The organism is Lutimaribacter saemankumensis, from assembly GCF_900100005.1.
In the GTDB taxonomy this organism is placed as follows: Bacteria; Pseudomonadota; Alphaproteobacteria; order Rhodobacterales; family Rhodobacteraceae; genus Lutimaribacter; species Lutimaribacter saemankumensis.
The window spans coordinates 510,775-522,842 of record NZ_FNEB01000001.1; the positions used below are offsets into that span (position 1 = coordinate 510,775).

Genomic DNA, 12,068 nt, shown 5'->3' on the forward strand with positions numbered 1-12,068 from the left:
GCACCAGCCTGTCCCAGCCGAAACCTCTGTGCCGTGCCCTTGTGGTCACGCACACCCCCCGAAAAGATGCGCCCCGTAGGAGCGAAACCGCGATATGTTGTGGCATATATCGGCCCTGCGGCCCGAATGCCACGCAGATGTTGCGGTTTTACATCAATTTGCGACGGCGTGTCACGGAAATATCCAGATCGGTGATCTTCTTGCGCAACGTATTGCGGTTGATCCCCAGAAGATCGGCGCATTTTGCCTGGTTACCGCCTGTCGCCTCGAGCGCGATTTCGATCAGAGGCGTCTCCATCTCTCGCAGGATGCGACCATAGAGCCCGGGCGGAGGCAGCATGTTCCCGTGCAGATCGAAATACCGGCGAAGATGCCGGCCGATGCTGGCCGACAGGTTGTCCGCCTCTCCCACACCCCCCAGAACGGGTTCGACTTCGGGCTGGCTTCCCAGCACGCCCTCGACCTCGGTTCGGCTGATTTCATCGGCGCGGCTGGTCAGGACAAGGCGGCGGATCGCGTTCTCCAACTGCCGCACATTGCCCGGCCAGCTATAGGCCCGCATAAGTTCCAGCGCGTCGGCGGACAATCGCCGCGAAACGCCGGTGTCGCGCTCGGCACGCATCAGGAAATGCTCTGCAAGCAGAGGAATGTCATCGACCCGTTCGCGCAAGGCCGGCACGTCGATCGTTGCACCGCCGATGCGGTAGAACAGATCCTGACGCATGCGGCCATTCTCCATCGCCGCGTTCAGATTGCCCTGACTGGTCGCCATGAAACGCGGCACATGATCGCCGGGGGTGTCCATCATCCGCACGATGCGCGCCTGCGCATCCATGTCCAGATCGCCCAATTCATCGAACAGCAGCGTGCCGCCCTTGACCCGCGCCAGCACGCGCGCCGGCCCTTCGAGATCGGACAGGTCGGAGGCCGTCACCGTCACGAACGGCAGCGTGCGGCGGTCGGAAAAATCGTGGATCGCCCGCGCGATCAGCGACTTGCCCGTCCCGGATTCGCCGGTGATCAGCACCGGCAGATCGGTGTTCATCACCCGCGCGACCAGACGGTAGAGCGTCTGCATCGCAGGCGTACGCCCGACAAGCGGCAGATCTTCGGGGCGTTCCAGCTCGGCCGGGTCTTCGGTCGTGCGAGCAGGCGCCACGCGGCGGCGCGCCTCAAGCGCGCGGGCCGTGCGCTTCATCAGGTCCGGCAGGTCGAACGGCTTGGGCAGGTAATCGTAAGCTTCGGCCTCGGCCGCCTGGATCGCCGTCATGATCGTGTTCTGCGCAGATATCACGATCACCGGCAGGCCCGGACGATCCTGCGCGATTTTCGGCAGCATTTCCAGACCGTTACCATCCGGCATCATCACGTCCGATATCACCACGTCGCCCTTGCCCTCGCCCACCCAGCGCATCAGCGTGGTCAGCGACGACGTGGCGTGCACCTTGCAGCCCGCCCGTGTCAGAGCCTGTGTCAGGACCGTTCGGATCGTACGATCGTCATCGGCAACAAGAACGGTTCCGTCCATTACTCGGTCTCCTTTTCATCCATTGGCGCGCGTGGCAGCGAAATGCGGAACACCGTGCGCCCGGGCACGGAATTCACCGAAATCCATCCGTCATGGTCGCTGATGATCTTGCTTACCAACGCAAGTCCCAGCCCGGTGCCGTTTTCACGGCCCGAAACGAAAGGATCGAAAATGTCGCCCCTGATATCTTCGGGCAGGCCGGGGCCGTCATCGATCACCTCGATCTGCAGCGGCAGCGAATGTCCCGTCCCGTCGCTGCGCCGCAGGCGGAACGAGTGCTCGAAGAAGGTGCGCAGCGTGATCGTGCCACCATCCTTGCCCGCGGCCTCTGACGCGTTCTTCAGAAGGTTCAGGACCACCTGCAGCAACTGGTCCGGGTCGGCATGTGCCAGCGGAAGCGACGGGTCATATTGTTCGACGATCTTCATATGAGCGCCGAAACCCAACTGCGCCGAACGGCGCGCGCGGTCCAGCACGTCGTGCAGGTTGACCGGTTTGCGATGCGGCGCGGACAGGTTGCCGAATTGCTCGACTTGTTCCAGCAGCTTCACGATACGCCGGGTTTCGTTGACGATAAGATCCGTTAATTCAAGGTCTTCCGGCCCGAGGTTCATGCTGATCAGCTGCGCCGCGCCAGTGATTCCCGCCAGCGGGTTCTTGATCTCGTGCGCCAGCATCTCGGCCATGCCGATGGCCGATTTCGCCGCGGATTTCACCGAATGGCTCTGGGTCATGCGCCCGGCCAATTCCCGCGGCGCAATCAGGAACAGCATATGTCCCGGATGGCCCTGCAACGGCGCGATCTGAAGGTTGCATTGCAGCGGCGGGCGGTCCCCTGTCCCGACATCGACGTCATTCACGAAAAGCGGCGTGCCTTCGACACGGGCCCGTGCGAATGCCTCTTCCAGCGGCGCATCGACCGCCAGCCTGTCCCAGACCGGCTGACCGCGCGCGGATTTCGCCGAGGTATTGAGGAACCCCTCGGCCGCCGGGTTGATGTCGGCGATCAGATCATCGACGTCGACCAGCAGCGCCGGCACGGGCAACGAACTCCAAAGTGCGCTGTCGCTCATCATGCCGCGCACCTTTCGGTCTGATCGGCATCCGGCAGCATGCGGATCACCTCGGACGGGTCGCGGCTTGTCAGGATGCGGCGGCGCAGGTCTGCGGATGTTCCAAGGTCATCCATGTACCACCCCAGGTGCTTGCGCGCGACGCGCAAACCCAGGTCATGCCCATAGAACGTCAACATCGACTCGTAATGCCTTGTTATCATGTCAATAAGCTTGCAGCCTGTTGGCACCTGAGGTGCCGCGCCCTGGCCCAGCTCATGGGCTATTTGCGCCAGCATCCAGGGCCGCCCCTGCGCCCCGCGTCCGACCATGACGCCATCGGCCCCCGATTGTGCCAGCGCCTCACGCGCGGTCGCCGCATCGGTGATATCGCCATTGGCCACGACCGGGATCGATACGGCCTCTTTCACCGCGCGGATTCGCGCCCAATCCGCGCGCCCCTTGTAGAATTGACAGCGCGTGCGCCCGTGAATGACGACCATGCGCACCCCGGCGCCCTCTGCGCGGCGGGCAAGATCCGGCGCATTCAGGCTGTCGTCATCCCAGCCCAGCCGGGTTTTCAGCGTCACCGGCACGTCGACCGCCCCCGCAACGGCCTCGATCAGGCGCAACGCATGATCCAGGTCGCGCATCAGGGCCGAACCAGACATGCCGCCGACCACCTTTTTCGCGGGGCAGCCCATGTTGATGTCGATCACCCGCGCGCCGTTCGCGGCGACCATGCGCGCCGCTTCGGCCATCCAGCGCGGATCGCGCCCGGCAAGCTGCACCGAGGTGTTTTCCACCCCGAATCCAAGCTCGGCCCGGTCGCGCACGCCTGGCTTGGCCTCGACCATTTCCTGGCTGGCGACCATCTCGCTCACGACCAGCCCCGCGCCGAACGAGGACACGAGTTCGCGGAACGGCAAATCCGTGATTCCCGCAAGCGGCGCCAGCAAAACCGGCGGATTTATCTTTCGATCGTCGAGGGTCAGAACCATGTGCCTAAACCTTGTGCACTTTCATCTAGCTATAGCAGGGACCGGGATATCACAATAAAACCGGGGCTCTTTTTAACACCATCAGGCGTGTTCGCCTATTTTTTAAGCACAGCCTACCGGTCGATCTGTCCGATTGCCCTCCAGTCGTCAAGCGCCTATTCAAAGACGCAAGGAGTGCCCGAGATGAGAACCGCAGCCCTGATCGTCGCCGCCGGACGCGGCACCCGTGCCGGGGGCGACCTGCCCAAGCAGTGGCAGATCGTGGCAGGGCACAGCGTGGCCGAGTGGACCCTCGCGGCCTTTGAAAACCACAGCGGCATCGATCGCGTATTGCTGGTCATTCACCCTGACGATGCGGCGCATGTGCCCGCGGGGGTGGACTGGGTTGCCGGTGGCGCGACGCGCGATGCCTCGGTCCGGGCCGGCCTCGAAGCGCTGACCGCGCATGACATCGACAGGGTGCTGATCCATGACGTCGCCCGCGCCTGCGTCGATACAGCGGTCATCGATGCGGTTCTCGATGCCCTCGACCACTCGGACGGCGCGGCGCCCGGCCTTGCGGTTACCGACGCGCTCTGGCGGGGTGACGCGCATGTCACCGGAACCGAACCGCGCGACGGCCTGTTCCGCGCGCAGACGCCGCAGGGCTTTCGGTTCGACGCGATCCTTGCCGCGCATCGCGCGCATCCGGGCGGTGCCGCCGACGATGTCGAAGTCGCCCGCGCGGCGGGTCTTGCGGTTGCGATCACCCAAGGCTCCGAGGACAATATCAAGATCACGCAACCGCGCGATTTCGCCCGCGCCGCGGCGATACTGAAAGGACGACAGATGACAGCCCCCGATATCCGGCTTGGAAACGGCTATGACGTGCACCGCTTCGGGCCCGGCGACCATGTGGTTCTGTGCGGCGTGCATGTGCCCCATGACCAGGCGCTTGAGGGCCATTCGGACGCGGATGTCGGCATGCACGCGATCACCGACGCGATTTACGGCGCATTGGCGATGGGCGATATCGGCCGGCACTTCCCGCCCAGCGATCCGCAATGGAAAGGCGCGGAAAGCCACATCTTCCTGCGCCACGCGGTCGCCATGGCACAAGAGCAGGGTTTTGCGATTTCCAATATCGACTGCACGCTGGTCTGCGAACGCCCCAAGATCGGCCCGCATGCCGTTGCCATGCAGGCCGCGCTGTCCGACATCACCGGGATCGAGGCAGGCCGAATCTCGGTCAAGGCCACCACGTCCGAGCGGTTAGGCTTTACCGGCCGCGAGGAAGGCATCGCCGCAATCGCAACTGCAACACTGGTGAAATCATGAAGCTGTCACGCGCCGTTTCCATCTTTTTCGGGGCCGGTCTGCTGCGCCCCGCCCCCGGCACATGGGGCTCGGCCGTGGCGGTGGCGCTGGGGCTGCTGATCCACGGCATCGGGCACTTCCCGCTTTTGGCGGCCGCGACGCTTGCGGCAATCGGCTGGGGGGTCTGGGCCTGCGAGGTCGAACTGTTCGAGAAACCCGGCCAGGATCCGTCGGAAATCGTCATCGACGAGGTGGCCGGCCAGTGGGTTGCGCTTCTGTTCCCGTCCTTCGGGTTCTGGCTGATGGGGCTGGACAGCTGGAATTTCCCTTACCCGGGCTGGCTCGCCGCGTTTGTCTTTTTCCGCCTGTTCGACATCTGGAAGCCCTGGCTGGTCGGCCGCGCCGACCGCCGGCACGATGCCACCGGCGTGATGCTGGACGATCTGTGGGCCGGTGTCTTCGCGGGCGTCGCCACGATGATCGCCGCCGGGCTGAGCCACGGATTGCTGATGTGAGCCTGCCCGCCGACATACTTGCGGCCTACAGGGCGCGCGGCTGGATGATCGCCACGGCCGAATCCTGCACCGGCGGCATGGTCAGCGCCGCGATCACGGACATCCCCGGATCCTCGGACGTGTTCGAACGCGGGTTCGTGACCTACACCAACGATGCCAAAGAGCAGATGCTGGGCGTCGAGCGCGCCACGCTGGCCGCCCACGGCGCCGTCAGCGAAGAGGTCGCGCGCGAAATGGCCGAAGGCGCGCTGTGGCGGTCGAACGCACAAGTGGCCGTCGCCATCACCGGCATTGCGGGGCCCGGCGGATCGGACCACAAGCCCGAGGGCCGTGTCTGTTTCGGCCTTGCCATCGAAGGTGAACTGACCGTGACCGAAACGGTCGAATTCGGCGCACTCGGCCGCGCCGAAGTGCGGAAATCCGCCCGCGACCACGCGCTGAACCTGCTCTTTCAGGCCGCACAACAAGCGCCCGAAAAATAATCCAAGGCATGACTTTTCAGCCTATTTTTTAGGCGTTGCGATTATTGCACGATAATTGCGCACCCATATCGGGTTTTGCCGCTTTCCTTGGCGAACTTGGTGCGCTTCATCCCCGCCAAAGCGAAAAATCGCACGGGAAGGGGAAATCAATGAACGCAGCCGATACAGCCTGGATCATCGTCGCCACGGCGCTGGTCCTATTCATGACATTGCCGGGGCTTGCCCTGTTCTATGGCGGGCTTGTGCGCGCCCGCAACGTGCTGAGCGTCTTCATGCACTGCTACGCCATCGCCTGCCTTATGAGCGTGCTGTGGTTTGCCCTGGGCTATTCGATCGCCTTTGGCGACGGCGGCGCCTATTGGGGCGGCCTGGGCAAGATGTTCCTGGGCGGGATCGATGCCGGCACGCTGTCGGGCAGCCTGCCCGAGGTGCTGTTCTTCGCCTTCCAGATGACATTCGCGATCATCACGCCGGCCCTGATCGTCGGCGCCTATGTAGAGCGGATCGGGTTCGGCTTCGTCCTGCTGTTTTCTGGCCTTTGGATGCTGCTGTGCTACGCGCCGGTCACCCATTGGATCTGGGGCGGCGGGTTCCTGGCAGATGGCGGCATTTTCGGTGAAACCGGTGTACGCGACTTCGCAGGCGGCATCGTCGTCCATGAAACCGCGGGCCTCGCTGCCCTGGTGCTGGCCGTGATGCTGGGCGCACGCAAGAATGCGACCACACCGCCGCACAACCCCGGTTATGTGATGATCGGGGCGGCGATGCTGTGGGTCGGCTGGTTCGGCTTCAACGGCGGCAGCCAGCTTGCCGCGGATGGCGGCGCGGCGATGGCGCTGACCGTTACGCATATTTCGGCCGCGACGGCCTCGCTGACCTGGGCTTTGTGGGAACGGATCAAGTTCGGAAAGGCGTCGCTTGTGGGCATGGTAACGGGCACGATCGCGGGCCTTGCCTCAATCACGCCGGCCAGCGGCTTTGTTGGCCCGGTCGAGGCGCTGATCATCGGCGCAGTGGCAGGCATCCTGTGCCAGGAAGCGGTGGTGATGATCCGCGAACGGCTGAAGATCGACGATACACTGGATGTCTTTGCCGTGCATGGCGTCGGGGGCATCTTCGGTACGATCATGATCGCAGCGTTCGGTGCGGGTAGTTGGGCCGCGCAGTTGGGCAGCCTTGCCATCGTCGGGGCCTATACGCTGGTCGTTACCGTGGTTCTGGCCAAGCTGGTCAGCCTCGTTACCCCGCTGCGCGTGGATGTGGAAACCGAGCATAACGGGCTCGATATCTCGGTGCATGGCGAACGCGCCTACGACCACAGCTCGTGAACTGCCGCACATCCGGCACAAGGGCCCGCCGCAACCCGGCGGGCCTTTTCCATGTCAGAACCGCGCACCCAGCCCGTGCAGCAACCGCGCGCCGGTTTCGTAATAGAGCCCCCGCAGCGCCGTCCAGCTTTCGTCATGGCGATCGACCGGGGCCAGCGGCAGGCCGCTTTCATCGCCCGACAGCAGCGCGCGCGCCGCGGCGCGGCCCAGAACCGTGCCCGGTGCGATACCCCGCCCCGAATAGCCAAAGACCGCCAGACCACCCGGTCCGATACGCAGGATTTTCGGGATCTTGTCATCGCTCATCCCGATCCGGCCCGACCAGAAATACGCAAGGCTGGCCCCGGCGGCCTGCGGAAACAGCCGCGCAAGCGCCCGCTCCGCCCAAGCCTTGTGCAGCCCCACCGCGTCGGGCTTGCCCATCGCGCCAAGGATCATCCGCCCCGCGGCGTCCTTGCGATAGGATGTCATCACAAGTCCAGTGTCCCAGGCCCCTTCGCCCTGCGGCAGGATCGAGCCGGCGATATTCGACGACAGCGGAACGGTGGCCATCTGGAAGAAATGCACCGGCGTCATCGGCGGCAGGTCAGCCCCTTTCGTCTCGCGGTGATAGGCGTTCGTCGCCATCAGTAATGCGCCTGCCCGAACACGACCGCCCGCGAAATCGACCTGCCAGCCGGTTCCTTCGCGCCGGATGGTCGACACCGGCGCCCCTTCGACGATCCGGGCGCCCAGCCCGGCCGCCGCACGCGCCAGGCCACGGACATAGCCCATCGGCTGCACCGTTCCCGCGCGCGCGTCGTGCAAGGCACCGTGGATGCCCGCGCTGCCCAGCCGGCCCCGCGCGGTCTCTGGATCAAGCAGGGTCACGGGCGCATTGCGGGCCGCCTGCTGGCGGTGCCTTTCGCGCAGATCGGCAAACCCTTTCGGGGCATGGGCACAATGCAACGTGCCCGCCTGCACCGCCTCGCAGGCGATGCCGTACCGTTCGATCAGCTCGAACACCTCGCCGGGCCCTGCCGCCAGCGCAGCGTTGAGCCGCTCACCCGGCCCCTGCCCCATGGCCTGTTCCACCTCGTCCGGCGGCAGCCATAACCCCGCGTTCACCAAACCGACATTGCGCCCCGACCCGCCATGACCCACGCGCTCGGCCTCGAGCACGATAACGCTGGCGCCGGCCTGCGCGGCCTCAAGCGCGGCGGAGCAGCCGGTGAACCCGCCGCCGATCACCACGAGGTCGGCCCCGTGATCGCCCGACAAGGCGGCCGGCTCGACGGTTTCGGTGCAGCTTGCCTCCCAAAGGTTGCCGGTCATGCGCAAATCTCCTTCGCGGCGGCCAGGATTCCATCTGCCGAAGGCAGCGTCGCGGCATAGGCCGGACCCGTGGCGATAAAGCAATCTTCGGCGGTGACCCGGCGGGCATCCGGGCGGCCATGCTCCAGCATCAGCGCCATCAGCGCCTCGGACTGGCTGCCGCTGCGACGGCATTCATCCACGATCAGCACGCGCGCGCAGCCTTCGACCGCCGCCATGATCGCCGCCGGATCGAGCGGCGCCAGCCAGCGCAGGTCGATCACCCGCGCGTTCACGCCTTGATCCGCCAGCCGCGCCTGCGCCTGGCGCGACAGGTAGTGTCCATTGCCATAGGTCACGATGGCCAGGTCCGCACCATCGCCATGAATGCCCAGATCGCCGGGCGCGATCTCGATCCCCTGATCGGGATAGTGCGTCAGCCAGCCGCCATCGCCCTCGGCCAGCAGGTCGCGCATCGGATAGAGCGCGATGGGCTCCACCATCACCACGACGCGCCCGTCCTCGCGCGCCATGCGAACGGCGGCGCGGTGCATCGCAACGGCGTCCGCCCCGGTGCTGGGGCAGCCGATCACGATGCCCGGGATGTCGCGCAGAACCGCCAGCGAATTGTCGTTGTGGAAATGCCCGCCGAACCCGCGCTGATAGCCAAGCCCCGCGATCCGCAGCACCATCGGGTTGGCATATTGGCCATTGCTGAAAAACGGCAATGTCGCGGCCTCGCCGCGCAACTGGTCCTCGGCATTGTGCAGATAGGCCAGGAACTGGATTTCCGGCATCGGGATGAACCCCTGCTGTGCCATGCCGATGGAAAGGCCCAGGATCGATTGCTCGTCCAGCAGCGTGTCGATCACCCGCCCCGGCCCGAACCGCGCCTGCAGCCCCTTTGTGATGCCGTAAACGCCGCCCTTTTTGCCCACATCCTCGCCCGCCATCACAAGCGACGGGGTTTCCAGCATCAGGTCTGCCAGCCCGAGGTTCAAAAGCTTGTTCATCGGCTGCGGATCGTCCAGCGCCCGCATATCCGCCGCGCCGAACATCTCGGCCCGCAGTGCCGGATCAGGCCCGTTCAGGCGCGGCACGTCGCGTTTCGGCGGGATGAGCGAGGCCGCCACCTGCGCCGCATCCCCAAGCTTTGGCCGCGACACCGCCATTTCGGCCAATGCCTCGGTTTCCGCCCAGATACCCGTGTAGATATCCAGCACCCCCTGCGCGTCCGCCACGCCCTCGGCGATCAGCCGCGCGGCGCTGTGGATCAGCGGATCGTTGGCCTCTTGCCCGGCGATCTCGTCCTTGGGGCGGTAACTGGCTTCGACATCCGCGCCGGCATGGCCGTACAGCCGCACGCAGGTCATGTGCAGCACCGCCGGCCTCCGCCGCTTGCGCACCCAGTCGGCGGCATCTTTCGCGGTGCGGTAGGTGTCGACGATATCCAGCCCGTCGCAGGTGAAATATGCCACCCCCGCACGCGATTTCAGGCTATCCGCCACCCAGCCTTTCGGCGTTTTGACCGAGATGCCGATGCCGTTATCCTCGCACACGAACAGCAGCGGCAACGGCGTGCCCTGGTAGGTCGTCCAGCCCGCCGTGTTCAACGCCCCCTGCGCCGTGGAATGGTTGAGCGACGCATCCCCAAACGAACACATCACCACCGAATCCGCCGGCCATTCCGCCACTTCGGGCGGCATGCGGCGGCTCATCCCGATGGCAAAGGCCGCACCCACCGCCTTTGGCAGGTGACTGGCGATGGTCGAGGTCTGCGGAGGAATATTGAGCGCCTTCGACCCCAGCACCTTGTGACGCCCGCCGCTGGTCGGATCGTCGGACGAGGCAGTAAAGCTGAGCAGCATGTCCCATAGCGGCGTCTGCCCCGGCACCTGGCCCGCGCGCGCGATCTGGAACGCGGCATCGCGGTAATGCAGAAAGGCCGGATCGCTTACCCGCAGGGCATGGGCGATGGCGGCGTTGCCTTCGTGGCCCGACGATCCGATCGTGTAGAACCCCTGGCCCTTGGATTGCAGCACCCGCGCGACGCGGTCGAGCTGCCGGCTGGTGACCTGCGCCCGGAAAAGCGCCAGCAGGTCGTCCGCGCCAAGCCCCGCATCGGCGGCGCGTCCCGTCACATCGGGCAGGTCGCCGTCCTTCACCCTGCGCAGAAACGCCTCGTGCACACGCGTCGCCGGATCCATCGCTTGCCTCTTTCCCTGTGGTCCCGGTCCCCGTGATACGCGCCTTCGCGCCGCCGTTCCACCGGTCTTTGAAACGAAAAAGGCCGCCCCTGAACGGGACGGCCCTGACACGTCATGATCCGCGGATCAGAAGAACGCCTGCAGCCCGGTCTGCGCACGGCCCAGGATCAGGGCATGCACGTCGTGGGTGCCTTCGTAGGTGTTCACCGTTTCCAGGTTCACCGCGTGACGGATCACGCCGAACTCCAGGCTGATGCCGTTGCCGCCATGCATGTCGCGCGCCATCCGCGCGATATCCAGCGCCTTGCCGCAATTGTTGCGCTTGACGATGGAAATCATCTCGGGCGCGGCGTTGGCCTCGTCCATCAGGCGGCCGACACGCAAGCTGGCCTGAAGGCCCAGGGCGATCTCGGTCTGCATGTCCGCCAGCTTTTTCTGGTAAAGCTGGGTCTGCGCCAGCGGGCGCTTGAACTGGTGGCGGTCAAGACCGTACTGGCGCGCGGCGTGCCAGCAGAATTCCGCCGCGCCCATCACGCCCCAGCTGATCCCATAGCGCGCCCGGTTCAGACAGCCGAACGGGCCTTTCAGCCCCTCGATATGCGGCAGCAGCGCGTCTTCGCCCACTTCGACACCGTCCATCACGATCTCGCCGGTGATCGAGGCGCGCAGGCTCATCTTCTTTTCGATCTTCGGCGCGCTCAGGCCCTTCATGCCCTTTTCCAGGACAAAGCCGCGGATCTTGCCGCCATGCGCCTCGGACTTGGCCCAGACCACGAACACATCCGCGATCGGGCTGTTCGAAATCCACATCTTGGAACCGGTCAGCACATAACCGCCATCAGTCTTGACCGCACGGGTCTTCATGCCTGCGGGGTCCGACCCGGCATCGGGTTCGGTCAGGCCAAAACAGCCGATCCATTCGCCGCTCGCCAGCTTGGGCAGGTATTTCTTGCGCTGCTCTTCCGAGCCATAGGCATAGATCGGGTACATCACCAGGCTCGACTGCACCGACATCATCGAGCGATAGCCCGAATCCACGCGCTCGACCTCGCGGGCGACAAGACCATAGGTAACGTAACCAGCGCCGATGCCGCCATATTCCTCGGGCACGGTTGTACCCAGCAGGCCCATCTCACCCATCTCGGCAAAGATCGCCGGATCGGTCTTTTCGTCCTGGAACGCATCCAGCACACGCGGCTGCAGTTTCTCGGCGCAATAGGCGCGCGCGCTGTCGCGCACCATGCGCTCGTCTTCGGTCAGCTGATCGTCCAGACGGAAGGGGTCTTCCCAGTCGAAGCGGCCCAGATCGGGCATATCCTTGGCGCGCAGGGCGGGTTTGTCATCCAGCATGTCGATCTCCTATTCG

The 12,068-nt window shown here is 65.1% G+C and carries 10 protein-coding genes; 4 read left to right on the forward strand and 6 right to left on the reverse strand.

Features of this window, described 5'->3' with window-relative positions; all coding sequences use genetic code 11:
* Positions 1–148: 148 nt before the first annotated feature.
* The 3 genes from BLT50_RS02485 to dusB are packed head-to-tail and all read right to left on the reverse strand — an operon-like array spanning position 149 to position 3,581.
* The gene (locus tag BLT50_RS02485) at positions 149–1,528 is read right to left on the reverse strand and encodes a response regulator (protein ID WP_090026134.1); all 1,380 of its coding nucleotides are present in this window, start codon (positions 1,526–1,528) and stop codon (positions 149–151) included.
* Positions 1,528–2,604: a two-component system sensor histidine kinase NtrB gene (locus BLT50_RS02490; protein ID WP_090027016.1), complete on the reverse strand. Its 1,077-nt coding sequence runs from the start codon at positions 2,602–2,604 to the stop codon at positions 1,528–1,530. Before BLT50_RS02490 ends, BLT50_RS02485 begins: the two co-directional genes overlap by 1 nt.
* On the reverse strand, positions 2,601–3,581 hold the full coding sequence (dusB, locus tag BLT50_RS02495; protein WP_090026136.1) for a tRNA dihydrouridine synthase DusB: 981 nt from the start codon (positions 3,579–3,581) through the stop codon (positions 2,601–2,603). Before dusB ends, BLT50_RS02490 begins: the two co-directional genes overlap by 4 nt.
* A gap of 183 nt (positions 3,582–3,764) precedes the next feature.
* Between dusB and BLT50_RS02500 the strand changes: the two genes are divergently transcribed.
* The 4 genes from BLT50_RS02500 to BLT50_RS02515 all read left to right on the forward strand — a co-directional run bounded on the left by BLT50_RS02500 (position 3,765) and on the right by BLT50_RS02515 (position 7,202).
* Positions 3,765–4,898: a bifunctional 2-C-methyl-D-erythritol 4-phosphate cytidylyltransferase/2-C-methyl-D-erythritol 2,4-cyclodiphosphate synthase gene (locus BLT50_RS02500; RefSeq protein ID WP_090026138.1), complete on the forward strand. Its 1,134-nt coding sequence runs from the start codon at positions 3,765–3,767 to the stop codon at positions 4,896–4,898.
* Positions 4,895–5,392 (forward strand): phosphatidylglycerophosphatase A family protein, encoded by a 498-nt coding sequence (locus BLT50_RS02505; protein ID WP_090026139.1) that lies wholly within the window; start codon positions 4,895–4,897, stop codon positions 5,390–5,392. The genes BLT50_RS02500 and BLT50_RS02505 overlap by 4 nt, the downstream gene beginning before the upstream one ends.
* Positions 5,389–5,874 (forward strand): CinA family protein, encoded by a 486-nt coding sequence (locus tag BLT50_RS02510; protein WP_090026142.1) that lies wholly within the window; start codon positions 5,389–5,391, stop codon positions 5,872–5,874. Before BLT50_RS02505 ends, BLT50_RS02510 begins: the two co-directional genes overlap by 4 nt.
* A 149-nt stretch (positions 5,875–6,023) precedes the next feature.
* On the forward strand, positions 6,024–7,202 hold the full coding sequence (locus BLT50_RS02515) for an ammonium transporter (protein WP_090026144.1): 1,179 nt from the start codon (positions 6,024–6,026) through the stop codon (positions 7,200–7,202).
* 54 nt (positions 7,203–7,256) lie between these two features.
* Here BLT50_RS02515 and BLT50_RS02520 read toward each other — a convergent pair whose 3' ends face one another.
* From BLT50_RS02520 to BLT50_RS02530, 3 genes are all read right to left on the reverse strand, one after another.
* A complete protein-coding gene (locus BLT50_RS02520; RefSeq protein ID WP_090026146.1) occupies positions 7,257–8,516 on the reverse strand; it encodes an NAD(P)/FAD-dependent oxidoreductase in 1,260 nt (419 codons plus the stop codon).
* Positions 8,513–10,702, reverse strand: a complete 2,190-nt coding sequence (locus BLT50_RS02525; protein WP_090026148.1) for a dehydrogenase E1 component subunit alpha/beta — start codon at positions 10,700–10,702, stop codon at positions 8,513–8,515. Before BLT50_RS02525 ends, BLT50_RS02520 begins: the two co-directional genes overlap by 4 nt.
* A gap of 126 nt (positions 10,703–10,828) precedes the next feature.
* The gene (locus BLT50_RS02530; RefSeq protein ID WP_175491372.1) at positions 10,829–12,052 is read right to left on the reverse strand and encodes an acyl-CoA dehydrogenase; all 1,224 of its coding nucleotides are present in this window, start codon (positions 12,050–12,052) and stop codon (positions 10,829–10,831) included.
* Positions 12,053–12,068: the final 16 nt, after the last annotated feature.

Coding starts and splice junctions, on each gene's coding strand:
- BLT50_RS02525 (WP_090026148.1), bottom strand. CDS start 10,702: ATGGATCCGGCGACGCGTGTGCACGAGGCGTTTCTGCGCAGGGTGAAG.
- dusB (WP_090026136.1), bottom strand. CDS start 3,581: ATGGTTCTGACCCTCGACGATCGAAAGATAAATCCGCCGGTTTTGCTG.
- BLT50_RS02485 (WP_090026134.1), bottom strand. CDS start 1,528: ATGGACGGAACCGTTCTTGTTGCCGATGACGATCGTACGATCCGAACG.
- BLT50_RS02500 (WP_090026138.1), top strand. CDS start 3,765: ATGAGAACCGCAGCCCTGATCGTCGCCGCCGGACGCGGCACCCGTGCC.
- BLT50_RS02505 (WP_090026139.1), top strand. CDS start 4,895: ATGAAGCTGTCACGCGCCGTTTCCATCTTTTTCGGGGCCGGTCTGCTG.
- BLT50_RS02520 (WP_090026146.1), bottom strand. CDS start 8,516: ATGACCGGCAACCTTTGGGAGGCAAGCTGCACCGAAACCGTCGAGCCG.
- BLT50_RS02490 (WP_090027016.1), bottom strand. CDS start 2,604: ATGATGAGCGACAGCGCACTTTGGAGTTCGTTGCCCGTGCCGGCGCTG.
- BLT50_RS02530 (WP_175491372.1), bottom strand. CDS start 12,052: ATGCTGGATGACAAACCCGCCCTGCGCGCCAAGGATATGCCCGATCTG.
- BLT50_RS02515 (WP_090026144.1), top strand. CDS start 6,024: ATGAACGCAGCCGATACAGCCTGGATCATCGTCGCCACGGCGCTGGTC.